The sequence below is a fragment of the Bifidobacterium sp. LH_491 genome (genome assembly GCF_056356495.1).
Genome location: NZ_JBKEUI010000001.1, coordinates 1,339,917 through 1,359,774, shown reverse-complemented (window position 1 = coordinate 1,359,774; position 19,858 = coordinate 1,339,917). Strand labels below are relative to the sequence as shown.

The window sequence follows — 19,858 nt, the reverse complement described above, 5'->3', positions numbered from 1 at the left end:
ACAATATGAGTAAGGACAGAGGCATGGCGGGAACGAATCCACGCGCCGCGCGTATTGCGGCGCTGATCCAGCGGGTGATTGCGTCATCGATGGAGTCGCAGCTGCATGACAAGCGCATCGCGCATGTGACCATTACCGACGTGAAAGTAACCAACGACTTGCAATTGGCGAAGGTGTACTGGACACAGTTGGGTCGTGAGGGCCGCGAGCAGGGGGAACGCAAGCGTGCGCAGGATGCGTTGAATCAGGCCAAGGGGCGCTTGCGTTCGTTGGTGGGCTCGAAGGCCGGATTACGGTTGACGCCGCAACTGCAGTTCATCTTCGATGAAGTGCCTGGTGAGGCGCATGAAATCGAGGATATTCTGGCTATTGCTCGGCGCCGGGACGAAGAGCTGGCGAAGGCGCGTGAGCATGCGCAGTATGCCGGCGAGGCCGATCCCTACAAGCATGTCGAGGAAGCCGAGGACTTCTCGGATGACGAGTGGGATGACGAGACCGATGCTGACGGCGTGGAGGTTGAAGACCTGGGGGATTGGGATGATGATGCTAGTAGTGTCGATGGTGCTGAGATAGCTCACGATAGCGGCTTGCCCGCGTCCGTGGTGAAGGACTGAGTGGCTGTGGTTTTGGCGCAGAGCCCGTTGGCGTCGGGCGTGTTGATTGTGGACAAGCCGCAAGGGGTGACGAGTCATGATGTAGTTGGTGCCGTGCGCCGCGCATTGCATATGCGGCGTGTGGGGCATGCGGGAACGCTGGATCCCATGGCCACCGGCGTGCTGGTGATAGGGTTCGGGCATGCCACCAGATTGCTCAATGCCATTGTGGACCATCGCAAAACCTACGAAGCGACGATACGGTTCGGGCAACGCACCACAACGGATGATGCCGACGGTGAGTTTGTGCACTCGGCACATCCTATTGAGCTGGACACGTTACATGAGGTGACGTTTGACCGGTTGCAAGCGGTTATCGAACGTGCTTTTCTGGGTGTCATCCAGCAGGTGCCGAATGCGTTTTCAGCTATCAAAGTACATGGCAAACGCGCGTATGAGGCGGCCCGGCAAGGCGAGGCCGTGCAGTTGCAACCGCGGGAAGTCACTATCGATGAATTCACGGTAGTGACAGTGCAACCCGCTCAGGCTGCGGACGGTACACCGGTGGTGGATGCGTGCGTGCGGGTGACATGCTCGGCAGGAACCTATATTCGTGCGTTGGCGCGTGATCTGGGCAACGAGTTTGGCGTGGGTGCGCATGTGACGCGATTGCGTCGACTGGCAGTCGGTGCGTTTTCGGTGGATGATCCGCGCGTTTTGCGAGCACATGCGCAGGAACGGGTGTTTACCGATCGCAATGGTGAGGAGCGGCATCGCATGCAGGCGAGTTTCGAACATCCCGAAAGCGTGTGCGATAGCGCGTTGGATATGGTGGATGCCGTGCGGTTGACTATGCCGGTGCTGGCAGTGGACGATGGACAGGCGCTGGATTTGCGCTTTGGTCGGCAGATTGCCATGTCGGATACTGATGTCGATAGGAATCGCGGACCGTGGGCTGCGGTGTACGAGCAATCCCGTGACGTGGTGGCGATTGTAGATAGGGGACGGCAAGGCATGGTGCGCCCCATGGTGGTGTTTCCTCAAGACTGATAGTCTGAAGAGAGTGAAAAACCGTATGTGTACGGCTGGAAAGATGATGAGGATGGCATGAAAATCACGCAACTTGTTCCAGATAGCGCCGGTGTGGTGGCGTGGCCGATGTTGAGCGCCAATCGTAAGTCGGTGGTGACGATCGGCGTCTTCGACGGTATGCATCGGGGACACCAAGAGGTGATCCATCGCACGGTGGAACTGGCTCGCCAGTCCGATTCCTTTGCCGTGGTAATCATGTGTGACCCGCGCCCCGGCTTGGTGCACGCCTATGCCAAAGCACATGGCGGAGCACCTCTGCCTCAAGGCATGCCGGATCCGCATATGGTGAGCGGTGTGCGCGACCGTCTGCGCCTGATGCGCGAATTGGGTGTCGACCATGTATTGATGGTGCGGTACACGTTGGAATTTGCCGCGAAATCCTACCGATTCTTCTTGGGGCAGTTGGTGGGCAAACTTGGCATGCGCACATTCGTGCTGGGTCGGGACGCGGCATTGGGCGCGCAATGTGCCGGCGACGTTAAAGCCATATCTACGTTGTCACAGGCCACTGGCGTGTTCACCTTGGATGTGGTGGATGATCGAGGCCCGGGATATGTGCGTATTCCTGCCGATTTCATGCCGGTGGTACCGCAGGGCGAAGGGGAGCCCGCCGATCCTCTGGATGGTATGGACAAAGCGCAGGTGCGGGCATGGAGCAAGCGCCATCAGTGCCGCGAGCATCGGCTGTGGAGCTCCACGAATGTGCGATACCTGCTATCACAAGGTCGTGTGCGCGCTGCCAACGAGATTTTGGGACATGACCATGCCGTTGAGGGCGTGGTGGTGCATGGCGAACAGCGTGGACGCACTATCGGCTTCCCTACGGCGAATGTGGGGCAAACCGTGGAGGGCTATGTGCCGGTGGATGGCGTGTATGCCGGATGGTTGGTCGATATGGGCGATGATGAAGGCTCAGGTTTTCCTCCGCAAGCCGGTAAGTCTATGGACGACCAGCATATTGCCCGAGACGGTTCGCGCATGGTCGCCCGATCGCCGTGGCGTTATCCTGCGGCGATTTCCATTGGTACCAAGCCAACCTTCAGCGAGGAAACCGGTTTGCAGGAACGAGTGATCGAAGCCTATGCCATTACGGATGATTGGCTGGAACTGTATGGTCACCGTGTCCGGGTGGAATTCTGCGGATTCCTGCGCCCCCAAGAGAAGTTCACTTCGGTGGACGCGTTGCAGGCGGCACTGACGGACAATGCCCGTACTGCCAAGCGCATGGCCGAGGAATCCTGAGCTTCTTCATACCGCTGGTGATGAGTGCGCGCCGGTGCCATTGGTCGGTGTCAACAAGGCCTGTAAAGCTTGCCGAATCGACGACACCGTAATCACGCGTATTCCCTCGATAGGACGTACGGGGGTGCGCGATGGCGCGACTACGGCGGTGGTAAATCCCAGCCGAGCGGCTTCTTGCAAGCGATGCTCCAGACGCGGAACGGGACGCACCTGTCCGGTAAGGCTGATTTCCCCAATGGCACACGTCGATTTAGAGAGCGGTATGGAACGCGCAGCGCTCGCCAATGCCGCCACAATGGCTAGGTCGCAGGAGGGTTCTTTGGCCATTCCTCCCGCAATGGTGGACACATACAGGTCATTGCCCAGCAGATTAATGCCGCCGTGACGGTAGAGCACGGCGGTAAGCATGGCAATGCGGCTAGGATCTACGCCGTTCACCGCACGCCGTGGTGTGGGCAATACCGAATTGGTCATGAGTGCCTGTACTTCGATTGGCAGGCTGCGGTGGCCTTCCAAAGTAAAGGTGACGCAGGTGCCTTCCACGGATTCGTCGTCGCGGGAGAGAAACAGCCCCGAAGGATCGAGTACTTCGTCGATGCCATCGCCGCTCATATCGAAGCAGCCGACTTCGTCGGTGGGGCCAAAGCGGTTTTTCAATGCGCGTAGCATGCGTAGCGCGGTTTGTTCGTCACCGTCGAATTGGCAGACCACATCGACAAGGTGCTCCAATGTGCGTGGGCCTGCGATCGTGCCATCTTTGGTGACGTGCCCGACCAGCATGATGGGGATGGCGTTGGCTTTGGCGGTGTCGATAAGCGCGCTGGCGACTTCGCGTACTTGTGTGGATCCGCCTGCGATGCCATCGACGTGTTGGGAGACGATGGTTTGTGCTGAATCGACGATTGCCAATGTCGGGCGGTGTTGCTCGATAATGCCCAATGCGGTGGCCAAGTCGGTGGTGGAGGCGAGCAGGAGATCGTCGTACATTGCGCCGACGCGGTTGGCTCGCATGCGCACCTGTGCTTGGGATTCTTCACCGGAAATGTAGACGACGGTGCCTTGGTGCGCTCGTGCGATATTGCCGGCTGTTTCCAACAGTAGAGTGGATTTGCCGATGCCGGGTTCTCCGGCCACGAGTACTACCGATCCGGGAACCACGCCGCCGCCGAGTACGCGGTCAAACTCGCTGAATCCGGTAGCAATGCGTGACGAGGTGTCGGTGTCGACTTCCGTAATTGGAGTGACGACGCCATCGCCGACATGCAGTGCGGTGGTACGTGCCGTGTGTCCGGGGGCGGCGGTGCGCGTTCCGGTCGAAGCTCGGGGTTCGTGAAATTCATTCACCGTGCCCCATTGGTTGCACTCTGGGCATTTGCCGTACCATTTGGTGCCGGTCCACCCACATTCGGAGCAGAGGAATTGCGTCGACGACTTTGCCATATATGTGACGCTACCGAGATTTGCAGACATTGCCTCGTGTGGTGAGGCGCGCGGATGGCCCGGGGTCAGGACGGCGTGAGACAATGGCGGCATGGCTAATTCTCAGCAGTCTCCCTCGCATGGCAAGTTGATCGTGGTGGTGACCGCCGCTGCGGTAGTGGTGGTATTGGCGGTGCTTTCGGCATTCGTATGGCCCGGCTGGGCGGTCAAATCCGAAGCCGATGCGTCTTCGTCATCCCAAACGTCACAGCATACGGCCAAGAAGTCGACGCCTGACAAGCCGACGATCGATGCGGTGCCATTGCCGGATGATGCCAGCAATCTGTTGAGTTCCATGCCTGATTCCGTACGTAATTTCGCCCGAGTGGCTGCCAAGCATACGCAGGATTGGTCGGCTTCGTCACCGTTGGAAGAATATACGCTGACGTATTCGACCGGTACCAAAGGCGAGGATGTGACGCTGATTGTGGCGCAGTGGTCCACGTCGGATAAGGCGGAGAATCAATACACGACGTTGACCGGCAACCTCAACGGTACGCGTATTGCGGCTGGCGAGGTGAAGGTGTCGGGGGCGTCGACGGGCAATTACGAGGTCAAGTCCACGGATAACGGCAAGAATGCGGTGGCGGTATGGCGCAACGATACGGTGGTGTTCCGAGCATCTGGCGCGCAGGATTCCGTGGATACGTTCTATCGCAAGTTTCCCATGTAGCGTTTTGTCGGCATGTGGCATTGCATTGGCGAAACACCCTAAGATTTCGTATCGATGTGCAAAGTCGCCAAAGCAGTGTACTATTGGGCGAGTTGCAATCTTTCACATATAGGAATGGAGGCTTCCGATGGGTTCGGTCATCAAGAAGCGCCGCAAGCGGATGAGCAAGAAGAAGCACCGCAAACTGCTGCGTAAGACTCGTCACCAGCGCAAGTAGTCTTCGCTTATGGACGTTGCAAATCCCCGGAATCGTAGTGATTTCCGGGGATTTTGCATACCGGGTGATGCGTTCGTGCCGTCAGGATTGGCTGGCATCGTATGTCATAGAGTGGCTAGGAGGATGCGGTATGCGCATATGCGTCGGGGCGGCTTCCCGGCATGAGAAGCCGCCCCGACGTTAACGTAGTGACGCGTGGATTACTTGTTGCCGTTGGTCATCACACGCGGGCCGTTGGGGTCGCCTACGATAACGGTGTCCACCATGTTGAGGAACAGGCCGTGTTCCACCACGCCAACCGTGTTGATGAGATCGTCGGCCAGGGCCTGCGGGTGCTCGATGCGTTCCAGATGCAGGTCAACGACATAGTTGTGCTCATCGGTGCGCACCGGCTTGCCGTCGGCATCCAAACGCAGCACAGGCTTGTAGCCCTTCGCTTCGAACTTCTTGACGACCTGACCGGCGCCGAACGGAATGACTTCCACCGGCAGCGGGAACGCGCCGATGGTGTCCACCACCTTGGATTCGTCGACGATCCATACGATGCGGTTGGAGTTGATGGCGACGATCTTCTCCCACAGCAGCGCCGCGCCGCCGCCCTTGATGCCATTGAAGTCCTTGTCCACTTCGTCGGCGCCGTCGATGGTGACGTCGATATGGTCGACCTCGTCAATATCGACAATACGAATACCGTAGCTTTCCGCCTGTTCCTGGGTGCGGCGAGACGTGGTGACGCCGATGAACTCCAAGCCCTCTTCCTTGACGCGACGACCAAGCTCATCCACGAGGAAACGAACGGTGGAACCGGTCCCCAAACCGGCGATCATGCCGTTGGTGATGAGCTTGGCGGCTTCGATGCCCGCCGCCTTCTTCAGTGCGTCTTGTTGTGCCTTATCCATGATGCTCCTTCGAGAAACAGCGGCTTGGCTGGAAACGCTAAGCCTTTGTTTTCATAGTAGTGGCCAGTGGCGATTGCCGCATGGCCTGTGTGTTTTTCGCGATTGGATGTCGCCGCAATGAGCTGGAGTGGGGTTACGACCGGTTGATCAGGAACGGTGCTTGGGCGAGCGTGAGGCGCCCCTCGCCGTCCACATAGCCTTCCACGGCGATGACGCCGCGTACCAGGCGGGGACGGCCATCATAGGATGGGCTGGAGGAGGGCGGAGGGGAGAACGTCACCGTGCCGCTTACGGTCAGACCGCTGACGCGCTGTGCGGAGGAGGGAACGGCCGACGGCGTGGCGGATGGGGTTGAAGGCTGGCCGGCGTCGCTAGTGTCGTCATTGGTGGTGTCGTCACTGGCAGGGGAAGTGGTCTCTGTCGTTGTATCTGCCGTGTTCTGCGGTGTCTCGTCGTGTGCTTCCTCTGGCGTGCTGACGGCGTCGCCGGTGTTGGCGGTAGCGTCATCCGTGTCTGCGTTATTGGCGCTGTCCATGTTGGCTGCGCTGTCAGCGATATCGGCGCTGTTATCGATGTCGTTGTCAGCGGTATCTGTGCCGTCGATCGTATTGGCTGCGTCCGCGCTGTCGTTGGTATCGGCTGCCTTCTGCGCTGTGTCAGATGTTTCTTCTCCGGCATCCTGCGTCATATCTTGTGCCGTGTCTTGCGGCAGATGCTGCGCCACAAGTGCTCCGGGGCGGCCTTGCTCGTACTGCTCGCCGGTGATCGCGCCGTCCATCAACAGCTGCGCGTCGGCGGGCACGTCCAATCCTTGCGCGTATGGCGAAGCCATCAGGGCTTGCCATCCTTCCAGCGGCAGGAAACCATCCTGTGCGCCGCTGCGGCAGTCGGCGGCGTACGTGCGGGCCAACTCGTCCACTCGCTCGTTGCCTGCGTTGCCGGCGTGACCTTTGACCCACACGAAGTTCACCGGTCCGGGTCGATTGGTGATTTCGCGGTCGATGGCTTTAATGAGCTCGGCATTCTTGACGGGTTGTTTCTGCGAGTTGCGCCAGCCGTTGCGTTTCCATCCACGCACCCAGGTCGTGGCGCAGTTGATGGCGTATTGCGAATCCGTTTCGATGGTGAGCGGCTCGCTGCCGGGGTGTGCGCGCAGGGCTTGCAATACGGCGCATAATTCTCCTATTTGGTTGGTGCCGTTGGTGGCGCCTCCTGCCGCGCAGTCGCTGGTGTGCGGATGGGATGCGGATACCTTGCCATTGACGCCGTGGTCCGCCCATGCCCAGCCCATGGGGCCGTGGGGGTTGCCGAGTGCGCTGCCGTCGGTGGAAACAATGATGGTCATGCGTTCCACACTACGGAGTGTGTGCGACGGGGCGTTGTGGCACCAATCATGAGAAAAACGTTGACAATATCCGATATTGACGCTTTGTCATTATATAATTGCCGAGGTATGGGCATAGTGTCCATATATGCCATAGGAAAGGAATACTGGTATGGCAGAGAAGACAAAGAAGAAGCGCCTCGTATCGGTGGCGCTATCCGCAGTGGCGGTGTTTGGCATATGTGCTGGCGCCGTTCCGGCGGTGGCTCAGGGGGGGGTATCAATCCTGAGCAATTGAAGTCGCAATCCGGGCTGTCGTCTTCGACATCCGCTATCGGCGACAAGGACGTAACGCCGCTGGAAAAGGCGGTGGCGAATGGAACCTCCCGCGAGGATTCGCAAATGGCCGATGGTGGCACCGATGCAGTGGTTGCTGATACTTCTGCGGCAAACACTGGTACCGATACGGCCGCCGACAACGAAGCCGCGCAAGGCTCGACCGAGACTGCGGCAACGACTACTGCGCCCACCACTGACGCACAGACTGCGCCCTCGAATAGCAACGGCGCTGCCGGCGATTCAGCTACGGCTGACGGTGATGTGACCGCAGACTCCGACGGTACGCCCGATGGGCCAGGAGGCCCGATTCCTCCGCAGTACACCGGAGACCCGAACAAGGCGATCACCGCTGATATTGATTTCAAGCCAGCCAACCAAACGCACGAATTGTCGGTAACGCCGCAGAGCGCCACTGACATGCTCAACACGAACGTGTCGGCCGAGTTGGTCATGAACTTCCAGATGCATGCAGCCGCAGGATACAAACCCGATGGCGACGTGTTGGCCACGCAGCATGTATACGCCGACGGTGAGCTCATTGCAACCAAAGAGTTCACCTATAGTCACGATTTATGGGAGTCCTCCGATACATGGAAAGACTATGGCGTAAATATTGTCACCGATCATGTCTCCTACGAACTCGATAACACCACGGTGCGCAAGATTGCCGGTAAGACGTTGACTGCCGATATCACGTTCACATGGGACTCCAAGTACAGCAACACCATTCAGGCTCCCGACACCATCAAGGTGCCCAAGCTCACGCTCGATACCTCCACCAAGCCATTCGCTTCGGTGCATATCGATAACCAGTCCGGTGAGTTCAACGACCGCACGTATAAGTTTGCGGCTTTCGACTCGAATGGCAACAAGGTGGGCTCCGACCAGCAATCCGGCGATGTGCCTTGGCGCATGCCGTTCAACAGCGCCGAGCCCTACACCATCGTGGTCGATGTCTACAAGACCGTGCCGCTGTATCCGGGTGCCAGCGAAACGCAGCAGGTGCTCATGGATCGCGTCATGAAGAAGAACGTGGTCACCAAGCTCACGGACGCCGAACAGAACAACCCGTGGTTCGGCCATACGGCTGATGACACCAAGACCCGTCGTCTCGATACCACGAAGGTGCACGTGTACGATTGGTACTCGGGCCAGCCCATTCGTGACTTGAACGTCACCTACACCAATGGTGATGCGTTGGTTCCCACTGAGTTCTACCAGTCCTATTTCAACACCCCCGATGGCGTCGATCCGAACAACCCGAACCATGTGATCTACAAGGCATATTTCAGTGGCGATTATGTGGCGATAGCTCTCTACGACCGTCAGTATTTCGATATGGATGATGACGCGCAGTTGATTGCCGACAAGGATCCGGTCACCGGCAAGGCGACCAAGCTCACGCTCAAGGTCTCGGCTCATCCCACTGGTTACACTGCTGATACGGTGACGCCGAAGGTGGATGCGCCCGATGTTCCGGGCTTCTCGGCCGTGGGTGACTTCCGTGACAGCAACGTTGACCCCACGGGCAAGGATGCCACCGTCAAGGCATCCCAGCTCGACACCAACAGCGCCGATTACGCCTCGCTGCGTGACTCGGTGTTCTCGGTGGTGGGCGGTGCCACGATTTATGGCGCGTACGAAGTGTCGCTCGATAACCGCGGCACCCAGTTCCACAATAACTTCGGCAAGCTCACGTTGACCTTCCCGGTGGCGGCTCCCGATGGCACGGTGGTGACGCTGTGGCACAAGCACGCCGATGGCACCATCACTGCCGACGATTATACGGTCAAGAACGGTTCCATCGTGGTGACGGTGACGGACTTGTCTCCGTTCATGATTGCCTCGAAGGTCGCCAACTCTGCTGGCGGCACCGGCGAATCGGCCAATGGCAAACCTGCCGGTGCTCTCACCGGCACGAACGCCGGGCCCGACGATGGACAGAGCGATGCGACCGATTCGACTGCGACCAAGACCGTCGCGCAGTTGGGCGACACAGGTGCCTCCGTGTTCGCGCCCGTCGCCGTGGCTGCGGCATTGGTTGTGGTTGGCGGCATGGCGCTTGGCGTGCGTTCGTCGCGTCGTCGCGCCTGACGATGTGAGTGGCCTGTCTGTGTGTCGGGATCCGCTGCATAGACAAGCTCGCATGGCGACACGATGACATGCGACAAGAGGGGGATTCCCGCATGACTGCGTGGGAATCCCCCTCTTGGTATAACGCCGTTTGGCTAGGCCGTTATGGGTCAGGACTCCAGGGCCTTGTCGACCAGTTGCGTCGCTTCGGACAGTACCTGGTCCAGGGCTTCGGGCGAGGTGAAGCTCTCCGCATACACCTTGTAGATGTTTTCGGTGCCGGAGGGTCGTGCCGCGAACCAGTTGTTCGCCGTGGTGACCTTCAGGCCGCCGATGGCCGCGCCGTTGCCCGGCGCTTGCGTGAGCTTGGCTTCGATGGTTTCGCCGGCAAGCGTGGTGGCGGTGACATCGTCGCCGCTGAGCTTGGCAAACTTCGCCTTCTGTTCCAGCGTGGTCGGCGTATCGACGCGCTTGTACCAGCTTTCGCCGAAGCGGGCGACCTGCTCCTGGTGCAACTGCGCCGGATTCTTGCCGGTCTTGGCGGTGATTTCCGCAGCCAGCAGGTCGGGGATGAGACCATCCTTGTCGGTGGTCCACACGCGACCATCCTTGCGTAGGAAGCTCATGCCGGAGCTTTCCTCGCCGCCGAACGCCACATCGCCGCTGAACAGCGGGTCGACGAACCACTTGAAGCCTACGGGAACCTCGACGAGCTTCGCGTTGATTGATGCGGCAACGCGGTCAATCAACGACGAGCTGACCAAGGTCTTGCCGATGCCTGCGCCTTGCGGCCAGCCGGGACGTGCGCCGCCGAAGAGATATTCGACGCACACGGCAATGTAATGGTTCGGGTTCATGACGCCCCAATTCGGGCAGACAATGCCGTGGCGGTCGGCGTCCGGGTCGGTGCCGCCCACGAGATCGTACTTGTCCCAGGCGCCCGCATTGAGCTGGTCCACCAAGCCCTTCATGGCGTGCGGGGAGCTCGGATCCATGCGGATCTTGCCGTCGTGATCCAGCGTCATGAAACGCCAGGTCGGATCGACGTCCGGACGCACCACGCCGATGTTGAGTCCGTAGCGTTCGTTCATCAGCGGCCAGTAGTTGACGGATGCGCCGCCCAGTGGGTCGATGCCCAGACGTACGCCGGAGGAACGGATGACGTCGAAGTCGATGACGTTTTCCAGGTCGGCGACATAATGTTCGCGATAGTCGAAACGCTCCACCAAATCGGAGGCGATGGCCTGTTCGAACGGCACGCGCTTGACGTTGCGGTAGTTGCTCAACAGCTCATTGGCGCGCTCGGCAATGGCGTTGGTGGTTTCGGACGGGGCTGGGCCGCCGGTGGGCGGGTCATACTTGAAACCTCCGTCCGTGGGCGGGTTATGCGACGGCGTGACGACGATGCCGTCGGCCAGGTCGGCGCCGCTGAAGCGCTGCGTGCCGTCGGCGGCGCGGTTGTGCGTCAAAATGGCCTGAGACACCACGGGCGTGGGGGTGAAGTCGTCACGGGCGTCGATGCGGACGCGTACGTCGTTGGCGACCAGCACTTCGATGGCGGTTTTCCACGCCGGTTCGGACAGTGCGTGGGTGTCGCGGCCGATGTACAGCGGGCCGGTTACGCCCTGTGTCTTGCGGTATTCCGCAATGGCTTGCGTGATGGCGACGATGTGGGCCTCGTTGAAAGAGGTTTTGAGGCTGGAGCCGCGGTGTCCGGACGTGCCGAACGATACGCGCTGTTCGGCGACCGTGGAATCGGGGACGAGGTCATAGTAGCTACCGATGACTTCGTCAACGTTGATGAGATCAGCTGGGGTGGCGGGTAGTCCCGCATTGTTTGCAACCATGTTTTCTATTGTGCCACGATTGCGGGATGTTGTGTAAGAAAATGTCATGTTCTGTTCGCATTTGGCAGAATATGCGGCGTGTGCGAGGATGGTGAAGGAGGGATGCCGTCGATGCCTATAAAGAGGTAATCGATGTTTCGGCGTGTCGTGGTTGTGTTCCGGGCAAGACAGTCGTATATTGCATGTAATTCGACATTTGCAGGGTTGCAAGTCCAAATTGAGACGCAAGACCTGAGGTACGGTTCGCCGTATCTCAGGTCTTTTTTGTTGCCTCGAAACGGGCTGCCTGTCGGTGTGAATTGACTGAGAGAACATCACTGTAGGAAGGAATCATCATGACTGATTCACTCGCGTCGCAGATTATTGCGGCGGTGGGCGGCGCCGGTAACGTGCGCAGCCTGACCCACTGTGCGACCCGCTTGCGCTTCGAGCTCAACGACGCCGATGCCGTTGACGCTCAGCGTCTCGACTCCATGAGCGGAGTCCTTGGTGCCGTTCCGCAAGGCGGCAACCGTTATCAGGTGGTCATTGGTGGAGCGGTGGCCTCCGTCTATGACGACATCATGCATCTTCCCGAGATGTCCAATGCCGGTTCCGGTTCGGCGAAGTCCGGTGGCGAAATGTCCAATGCGGACGTTAAGGCCGCCGCTCGTGCCAAGGCTCGTGGCAAGGTGGCTTGGCTCGATGCGTTCTTCGAGTATCTGTCCGATTCGTTCCGTCCGATTCTGGGCGTACTGCTTGGCGCGTCACTGATCATCGCGTTGGTGAACGTGCTGATTTCCGTGGGCGTCATCCCCAATGACGAAGCCTCCACCGGCTGGGTGTTCGTCAAAGCGATCTGGAAGGGCGTGTTCTACTTCCTGCCGGTGATGATTGCCTACAATGCCGCGAAGAAGCTGAAGGTTGATCCGTGGCTCGGCGGCACCATTATGGCGGCGCTGATGACCCCGCAGTTCACCGGTCTGCTCGATCCCAAAACCTATAAGGGCGTCACGAGCTGCGTGGTGAACCAGACTTTGGGTACCACCTCGTGCTCTACCAAGATTTTTGGTTTGCCGATGATGCTCAATGATTACAGTGGCAATGTGTTCGTGCCGCTCCTCATGGCTGCGGTGCTGGCTGTGGTGTACCACGGTTTGAAGAAGATCATCCCCGACAGCGTGCAGATGGTGTTCGTGCCGTTCCTGTGCATGGTGATCGTCACCGCGCTTACCGCGTTCATCATCGGCCCTGTCGGCGTGTTCCTGGGCAACTATCTGGGCATTGGCCTGGCATGGCTCAACACGAACGCTCCGTTCATCTTCAGCGTGATGATTCCGCTGATTTACCCGTTCCTCGTGCCGCTGGGTCTGCACTGGCCGCTCAACGCCTTGATGCTCGTGAATATCCAGTCCCTGGGATACGACTTCATCCAGGGACCGATGGGCGTGTGGAACTTCGCCTGCTTCGGTGCGACCGCCGGTGTGCTCGTCCTGTCCATGCGCGACAAGGACAAGGGCATGCGCCAGGTGTCCATCGGTGCGTTGGCCGCCGGTCTGCTCGGTGGCGTGTCCGAGCCGTCGCTGTACGGCATCCACCTGCGTTACAAGCTGGTTTACCGCCGTATGCTGATCGGCTGCGGTTTGGGTGGCTTGGTCATCGCCATCCTGAGCTTCCCGTTCAACGGCGTGAAGACATCGGCATTCGCGTTCACTAGCTTGCTGACCATTCCGGTGTTCAGCCCGATGTGGGTTTATGCCATTGCCATTGCGGTGGCGTTCTTCACCGCCATGGCGCTGATCATCATGTTTGACTACCGTACTCCCGAACAGCGTGCCGAAGTCAAGGCTCGTGTGGCTCGTGAGGCGATGGAGGCTTCCGCTCCGGCTGCTGCCACGGTTGCCGTGGCCACCGATGTGCGCACCGATACGGTGGGCGCTGCGGTTGCCGGCCATGTGGTGACGCTCGACGAAGCCGGCGATCCGGTGTTCGCCTCGCGTGCTTTGGGTGAGGGCGTGGGCATCGAGCCGACCTCGTCCGTGGTGGTTGCTCCGGTCTCCGGCGTGCTGCAGACCGTGGCGGAAACCGGCCATGCCTTCGGCATCAAGACCGATGATGGTGTGGAAGTGTTGGTGCACGTGGGCATCGATACCGTCAAGATGAATGGTGAAGGCTTTACGGTCGCCGTGTCTGCCGAGCAGCGCGTCAATGCCGGCGATACACTGGTAACGGTAGACTTTGACAAAGTCAAGGAAGCTGGGTACAGCACCACCACATTGATGACGGTGCTGAACACCACCATGTTCGCGGGTGTCACCCCGAAGACGGGGCAGGACGTGCAGGCAGGACAGACTGTGCTGACCGTCGAGCGTTGACGCCGATAGGTCGGAAGGAGCGTTGTGGAGGTACTTCGCGTATTCAACAACAACGTCGTGCTTGCCAAAGATGGCGACCGTGAGATGATTCTCACTGGCCGTGGGCTCGGGTTCCAGACCCGCCCCGGCCAGCAGGTCGACGAATCCAAGGTGGTGCGGACTTTCCTTCCGGCCGACGGGCGCGATCCCGACCATGTGGCTGAGCTTCTGGCCGGAATCCCGCCGGAAATGATTCGTTTGGTGACCGACGCCATGGTGAAGGCCGGCGTCGGTCAGCATATCGAGCAACAGCCCACGCTGGTGATGGCCTTGGCCGACCACGTGGCCGGCGCGTTGCGCCGATTGAACGATGACGTTCATGTGGAATATCCGCTGACTGCGGAAGTGCGCTCCCTCTATCCGGAAGAATATGCGCAGGGTGAGGCGCTGATCGGAGCGCTGAATGAATCATTGGGCAAGACGTTGCCGCACGGTGAGTGCGTGGCAGTGGCTATGCATCTGGTCAATGCCGGTTTTTCCACGGGGGATTTGTCGTATACCTACACCATGACCGGTGTCATCCAACAGATGTTGGCGGTAATTGAACATAGCTACGGCATTACGCTTGACCAGCACAGCGTGAGCGTAGGACGGTTCATCACGCATGTGCGGTATTTATTCGTGCGAGTGCATCAGCATCAGCAGCTGCGACGTGAGCCCGAGCCGATCATCACGTCCATTTATGAGTCGTATCCACAGGCCACGGCATGTGCGCAGCGTATCGCCACGGTGGCTGAACTGCGGTTGGGCGCTTCGCTTACCGACGACGAAATCGCCTATCTGACCTTGCATGTGGCCCGTGTGACCGCCGACGAGCGAGACAGTCGGTAACGTGACGGCTCAAGTAGACAGTATGTTCGATGGGGCGGGTTGCATTGTGGTGAAAATTACGGTGAATCCATCGGTAGCGTGGATTGGGGCGAGGCGTTCATAACGCCGTGGTACTGGTTTCCGGCACGCGCACACACAATGCCCGGTGCTCGATGCTGAACTGAATATGCGACGTTGGCCCTAGGGTATCGCCATCCACTTGGGCGAGGGTCGGATCGTCCAGCGTGATGACAGCCGTGATGCCTTGCATCTGTTCCATCGTCGAATTGGTGGACAAAGGACTTTGTTGCGGCTTGCCGGTAATGGTTTGATGCACGACATCGCCGAATAGATTGGCCCAGCCGATAATGCCGCCGGAGGTGTCGATAACCTCGAAATCCAATAATCCGTCGTCATAAGATGCGTTGGGCATCAGCGAAAACAGCGGAATCTGGCCGCAGTTGCCGGCCATGAGTGTGCGGAACGTCACTTCGTTGATGATGTTGATATTGCCATGCGCGTCGGTAACGCTGATGGTGCCGCGATGTTTTGGTGTAAAGAGATGCTTGACGCCGCTGACAAAATATGCCAGCCAGCTGATGTTTTTCTTCAGTGTGGGGTCGGTGTCGTCGATCATCAAGGCATCGAAGCCGATGCCGGCGATGATGAGAAAGGCGTGTCCGTGGTCTTCATCCTCATGGTCCAGTAATGTCAGGCGTCCGACGTCGACCATGCGTGAGCCGTGCGAGGTCGCTACGGTGAGCGCCGCTTGCGCGTCGTCAATCGGAATGCCCATATTGCGGGCGAATAAATTGCCGGTACCGATGGGAACAATGCCGAGGGCATGCCCTGTGCCCGACAATGCGCTGGCCACCGTGCGCACGGTGCCGTCGCCTCCGACAGCCACCACCACATCGGCGCCTTGGGCCAAGGCCTCCTGCGCGCAGACGCGGCCGTCCTTATCCAACTGCGTTTCGATGAACTGAATGTGCGTAAGTCCGCGATTGGCGCAAAAATCCTTGATCAGGATTACGTAGTGCTCGGCTTGTGGTTTGGACGGGTTCACGATGAAGGCATAGCGAACTTGGTCACCATCGCGCTTGCGCAGCCACTCAGCGCGGCGGCGACGATGATACAGACGAATATTCACCGCAACAACAACGATAACGGTTAGAATCGCTGCAACAATAGCCAATACGGCGCCAGTGGAAGGGGACATGGCACTATTGTGGGCACATGCGCGCCGGAAGAGCTTGTCGGGTGGCAAAACTTGACGAATTCTGCACGCAATATGGGCGCGTTCGCTCCGGGGGGCGGATGTTTCTGCGGCGGTGTCGGCTTGCACGGCTAGTGTGGAGGGCATGCTTGATATCCAATTCATTCGAGAACATGCCGATGTGGTGAAGGATTCCCAGCGCAAGCGCGGCGAATCCGTGGAACTGGTTGATGATGTCCTGCGCTCGGACGAAGTGCGTCGCTCCTCGTTGAAGGAATTCGAAGCCGCTCGTGCCAAGCAGAAGGAAATTGGCAAGCGAGTGGCCGCCGCCAGCGGTGATGACAAGGCAGCCTTGATCGCGCAGACCAAGGAACTTTCGCAGCAGGTCGCGCAATTCAAATCGGCGGCGGATGCGGCGTCCGAAGAGTACACCACCGCCATGTGGAAGTTGTCCAATATTGTGGAGGACGAAGCCCCCGAAGGCGGCGAAGACGATTATGTCGTGGTCAAGAAGGTCGGCGAGCCGCGTGATTTCGCCGCCGAAGGTTTTGAGCCCAAGGACCATCTCACCTTGGGATCGGGAGTTGCCGGTATTGATATGCGTCGTGGCGTAAAAGTGTCCGGTTCGCGCTTCTACTTCCTGCGTGGTGCCGTGGCTCGCATGCAGATTGCCATGCTTACCATGGCCGTAGACCAGGCGGAATCCAATGGATTCACCCTGGCGGTGACGCCGACGCTGGTGCGTCCAGAAGTCATGCGCGGAACCGGGTTCCTCAACGCGCATGCCGACGAGATCTATCGTCTGCGCGAACCTGACGAGCAGTATCTCGTGGGCACGTCCGAAGTGGCGCTCGCAGGCATGCACGCTGACGAAATCCTCGACTTGGACAACGGTCCGCTTCGCTATTGCGGATGGTCCAGCTGCTATCGTCGCGAGGCTGGAGCGGCCGGTAAGGATACTTCCGGCATCATTCGCGTCCATCAGTTCGACAAGGTGGAAATGTTTGTGTACACCAAGCAGGAGAACGCCAAAGCCGAGCATCAGCACTTGCTGGCGATGGAACAGGAAATGCTGGGTAAGGTCGAAGTGCCGTATCGCATCATCGACACGGCGGCTGGCGATTTGGGTTCGTCGGCGGCGCGTAAGTTCGACTGCGAGGCGTGGGTACCGACGCAGGGACGCTATCGTGAACTGACGTCCACGTCCAACTGCACCGAGTATCAAGCGCGTCGCCTTAATGTGCGCGAGCGTATGGAGGATGGCTCGACTCGTCCGGTTTCGACCCTGAACGGCACGTTGGCGACGACCCGTTGGTTGGTGGCGATTTTGGAGAACCATCAGCAGTCCGACGGCTCGATTACTGTTCCTACCGCCATGCGTCCGTATATGGGCGGCCGTGAGGTTATCGAACCGGTGGCGTGGGAAGCGTAATCCCCGGTAGTCGGTGTGCCGCGCGTGTTATATCGAGCATATCGCCTATAATGGCGATTCGTGCATAAGCACAAGGGTAGATGTCCGAGCGGTCTAAGGAGACGGTCTTGAAAACCGTTGAGGTTCACGCCTCCGCGAGTTCGAATCTCGCTCTGCCCGCAGGAAAGGCTCTGGCATAGTGGTGTCAGAGCCTTTTTCATAGAGGTATTTGACCGTGTCGGATGCGCATAAGAGCCGCTGATCTCAAGGCGGTTACGAGGTGAGGCGTCAAGCCGCAGACGCCGGTTGTGCCGAGGCTGTTGGGCGAATATGCGGAGGTGGCCGATGTACAAAGAGCATATGGTGACGCTTGGTGGGGTGCGACAGCGCATCGGCGTTGAAGTGCATCGATCTGATGCTCCCATAATGTTGATGTTGCACGGCGGGCCGTGGATGCCGGTGTTGTATGGCATGGCATATCACGGAAGATATCCTCAATTGGCACGTCGTTATACGCTGATTTGGTGGGACCAATGCGGCTGCGGGCGCAATGCTGGATGTGTGTCCGATCGGGTTGCCTCGCGCATGACGGTGCGGACGATGGCGCGGATGACGGTGGACTTGGTCGATGTCATCGGACGGATGTTTCCCGGGGCGCCGATAGTGCTCAATGGGTATTCGTTCGGCACATATCTGACCATGGTCGCCGCATGGGCGCGCGCGGATGCGATTGCCGCTGTAGTGAATGTGGCTCCAGTGTTGGATTTGGCTACGTTGTCCGACGCCGGCAAGAAAACGAGAGCCGTAATCTGGCGTAGGCGACGAATGGATGACCCGACGGTATTCTACGCGCGGTATCGCCGAGCGGTGTCGGCTGCCAAACGGCATGCCCGCGCGCCACAGGCGTGGTGGTGGCTGGCTCCGCTTGCGGCCTGCGCGCAGTACGGGTGGCGCGAGTATGCTGCGATGATGCGTGTGACGGTGTTGGAATGGACAGGCGCGGGCATATTCCGCACGATGTCTCGCTCACTGCGCTGGGTTGATGTTCGGCGATACGCATATGCCACTCGGGTACCGACTCTGTACGTACAGGGATGGCAGGATTGGTTTGCGCCGGCGAACGAACTTCACGCAATTGCCGAGACCAATCGATGCGTGACATTCGTGCGATTGCCGGGGTGGGGGCATGTGCCGCGTCGTGTCGATTGGCGCGTTGTAGAGTCGGTGGTGGTTGAGTATGTCGATCGCGCCGTCGAAAACTACCGGCGAAGAGCAGGTAAGGCGGCGAAATCTTCCGGGGACATGGGTTTATCGTAATAGTACCCTTGGGCTGTCGCGCATCCCAGGGTGAGCAGCGCATGTGCCTGGTCACATGTTGTCACGCCTTCGGCGATAACCTGCATGTCCAGCTCCGCGGCCATTGTGGTGATGGCGGCGATGATGGCGTTCGCCCGTTTGCCGGGAATCAGCATGGTGAGTGAGCGGTCGATCTTTATGACATCGAACGCATGCATGGCCACGGTACGCAGTGTGGAAGCGCCCGCGCCGAAATCGTCGAGTTCGACCAAACAGCCACGTTGATGCAAGGCGTCGATGAGCGTATCCAGCCGTCGGGCGAGCTGGCTGTCTTCTTGGGCAGATGGCGTGGCAGCTATGCTCGTGGATGATTGTATGTCTGGTGCGTCGCCGTGGACGCAACCGATCTCGCGTTCGGTGATTTCCCATGACACCCATTGCGGGTCGATGTGCCATTGGTCAAAAGCGCGGTCGATTTGATATAGGGTATCGCGCATGGTGTCGTCGCTGGCTAGGTGCGCGCGCGATAGGTTGACGGATGTGGGGACGACGGCGCGTCCTTGCTCATGCATGGTGTGCAGATGGCGGCACACTTCGGTGAGCATCATGCGGTCGAATGTGACGATCATGCCATGCCGTTCGAGAAAATCGATGAACTGGTCGGGCGATATGGCGTCGGTGCGTTCCGGCAGCCACCGCGCCAGGGCTTCGGCGCCCACGATGGTCCCCGAGGCAATATCGCATTTGGGTTGGAACACCGCACGAAATTCGCCGTTTGCCATGGCGGCGCGCAGCCGCGGCACGCGCAGTTGTGGTGGACTGTCCGGCGTGATGCCGCTGTCAGGTGTGGCTTGTGCGGGCATGCGGCGCTCCTTGCCTGTGGCGATTGGTTGGTTGTTTGTTTGTCTCCAGTGTATCGGTTTGGTTCACGGGCAATGGGGGGCGCTATGCCCA

17 protein-coding genes and 1 tRNA gene are annotated in these 19,858 nt (G+C 59.2%); 12 read left to right on the top strand and 6 right to left on the bottom strand.

Features of this window, described 5'->3' with window-relative positions:
* Positions 1-23 precede the first annotated feature (23 nt).
* From rbfA to AC1AWK_RS05180, 3 genes are read left to right on the top strand one after another with little or no spacing between them, the layout of a single operon-like run.
* Positions 24-614, top strand: coding sequence for a 30S ribosome-binding factor RbfA (gene rbfA / locus AC1AWK_RS05190; protein WP_476568710.1), 591 nt, complete (start codon positions 24-26; stop codon positions 612-614).
* Positions 615-1,643 carry a tRNA pseudouridine(55) synthase TruB gene (truB, locus tag AC1AWK_RS05185; protein WP_476568708.1) on the top strand — a complete coding sequence of 343 codons (1,029 nt, stop codon included), beginning with the start codon at positions 615-617 and terminating at the stop codon, positions 1,641-1,643.
* A gap of 57 nt (positions 1,644-1,700) precedes the next feature.
* A complete protein-coding gene (locus tag AC1AWK_RS05180) occupies positions 1,701-2,927 on the top strand; it encodes a riboflavin kinase (RefSeq protein WP_476568706.1) in 1,227 nt (408 codons plus the stop codon).
* A gap of 6 nt (positions 2,928-2,933) precedes the next feature.
* Here the strand turns inward: AC1AWK_RS05180 and radA are convergent, their stop codons facing one another.
* Entirely contained in the window at positions 2,934-4,367 is a 1,434-nt protein-coding gene (radA, locus tag AC1AWK_RS05175) for a DNA repair protein RadA (RefSeq protein ID WP_476568705.1), read from the bottom strand.
* A gap of 91 nt (positions 4,368-4,458) precedes the next feature.
* On the opposite strand from radA, the gene AC1AWK_RS05170 reads away from it, so the two are divergent.
* On the top strand, positions 4,459-5,079 hold the full coding sequence (locus AC1AWK_RS05170; RefSeq protein ID WP_476568703.1) for a hypothetical protein: 621 nt from the start codon (positions 4,459-4,461) through the stop codon (positions 5,077-5,079).
* 127 nt (positions 5,080-5,206) lie between these two features.
* Positions 5,207-5,296: a 30S ribosomal protein bS22 gene (locus AC1AWK_RS05165; RefSeq protein ID WP_004268639.1), complete on the top strand. Its 90-nt coding sequence runs from the start codon at positions 5,207-5,209 to the stop codon at positions 5,294-5,296.
* A gap of 200 nt (positions 5,297-5,496) precedes the next feature.
* Here the strand turns inward: AC1AWK_RS05165 and rpiA are convergent, their stop codons facing one another.
* Both rpiA and AC1AWK_RS05155 read right to left on the bottom strand, forming a co-directional pair.
* Positions 5,497-6,195, bottom strand: a complete 699-nt coding sequence (gene rpiA, locus AC1AWK_RS05160; RefSeq protein ID WP_476568701.1) for a ribose-5-phosphate isomerase RpiA — start codon at positions 6,193-6,195, stop codon at positions 5,497-5,499.
* 133 nt (positions 6,196-6,328) lie between these two features.
* A complete protein-coding gene (locus AC1AWK_RS05155; protein WP_476569635.1) occupies positions 6,329-7,540 on the bottom strand; it encodes a ribonuclease H family protein in 1,212 nt (403 codons plus the stop codon).
* 151 nt (positions 7,541-7,691) lie between these two features.
* On the opposite strand from AC1AWK_RS05155, the gene AC1AWK_RS05150 reads away from it, so the two are divergent.
* Both AC1AWK_RS05150 and AC1AWK_RS05145 read left to right on the top strand, forming a co-directional pair.
* On the top strand, positions 7,692-7,817 hold the full coding sequence (locus AC1AWK_RS05150) for a hypothetical protein (RefSeq protein WP_476568700.1): 126 nt from the start codon (positions 7,692-7,694) through the stop codon (positions 7,815-7,817).
* Positions 7,814-9,952, top strand: coding sequence for a hypothetical protein (locus tag AC1AWK_RS05145; RefSeq protein WP_476568698.1), 2,139 nt, complete (start codon positions 7,814-7,816; stop codon positions 9,950-9,952). The genes AC1AWK_RS05150 and AC1AWK_RS05145 overlap by 4 nt, the downstream gene beginning before the upstream one ends.
* A 149-nt stretch (positions 9,953-10,101) precedes the next feature.
* Here AC1AWK_RS05145 and pgm read toward each other — a convergent pair whose 3' ends face one another.
* The gene (gene pgm, locus AC1AWK_RS05140; RefSeq protein WP_476568696.1) at positions 10,102-11,778 is read right to left on the bottom strand and encodes a phosphoglucomutase (alpha-D-glucose-1,6-bisphosphate-dependent); all 1,677 of its coding nucleotides are present in this window, start codon (positions 11,776-11,778) and stop codon (positions 10,102-10,104) included.
* A gap of 335 nt (positions 11,779-12,113) precedes the next feature.
* Here pgm and AC1AWK_RS05135 point away from each other — a divergent pair, with 335 nt between their 5' ends.
* Together AC1AWK_RS05135 and AC1AWK_RS05130 are read left to right on the top strand one after the other, a co-directional pair.
* Positions 12,114-14,132 (top strand): glucose PTS transporter subunit IIA, encoded by a 2,019-nt coding sequence (locus tag AC1AWK_RS05135; protein ID WP_476568694.1) that lies wholly within the window; start codon positions 12,114-12,116, stop codon positions 14,130-14,132.
* A gap of 24 nt (positions 14,133-14,156) precedes the next feature.
* Positions 14,157-15,002 carry a PRD domain-containing protein gene (locus AC1AWK_RS05130; RefSeq protein WP_476568692.1) on the top strand — a complete coding sequence of 282 codons (846 nt, stop codon included), beginning with the start codon at positions 14,157-14,159 and terminating at the stop codon, positions 15,000-15,002.
* A gap of 97 nt (positions 15,003-15,099) precedes the next feature.
* On the opposite strand, the gene AC1AWK_RS05125 is transcribed toward AC1AWK_RS05130, so the two are convergent.
* Positions 15,100-16,200 (bottom strand): diacylglycerol/lipid kinase family protein, encoded by a 1,101-nt coding sequence (locus AC1AWK_RS05125; RefSeq protein ID WP_476568690.1) that lies wholly within the window; start codon positions 16,198-16,200, stop codon positions 15,100-15,102.
* Between the two features lie 142 nt (positions 16,201-16,342).
* Here AC1AWK_RS05125 and serS point away from each other — a divergent pair, with 142 nt between their 5' ends.
* From serS to AC1AWK_RS05110, 3 genes are all read left to right on the top strand, one after another.
* On the top strand, positions 16,343-17,629 hold the full coding sequence (gene serS, locus AC1AWK_RS05120; RefSeq protein WP_476568689.1) for a serine--tRNA ligase: 1,287 nt from the start codon (positions 16,343-16,345) through the stop codon (positions 17,627-17,629).
* Between the two features lie 74 nt (positions 17,630-17,703).
* A tRNA-Ser gene (locus AC1AWK_RS05115) sits at positions 17,704-17,788 on the top strand.
* Between the two features lie 165 nt (positions 17,789-17,953).
* Positions 17,954-18,925, top strand: coding sequence for an alpha/beta fold hydrolase (locus AC1AWK_RS05110; protein WP_476568687.1), 972 nt, complete (start codon positions 17,954-17,956; stop codon positions 18,923-18,925).
* On the opposite strand, the gene AC1AWK_RS05105 is transcribed toward AC1AWK_RS05110, so the two are convergent.
* Positions 18,868-19,767, bottom strand: a complete 900-nt coding sequence (locus tag AC1AWK_RS05105) for an EAL domain-containing protein (protein WP_476568684.1) — start codon at positions 19,765-19,767, stop codon at positions 18,868-18,870. The genes AC1AWK_RS05110 and AC1AWK_RS05105 overlap by 58 nt on opposite strands.
* Positions 19,768-19,858 lie beyond the last annotated feature (91 nt).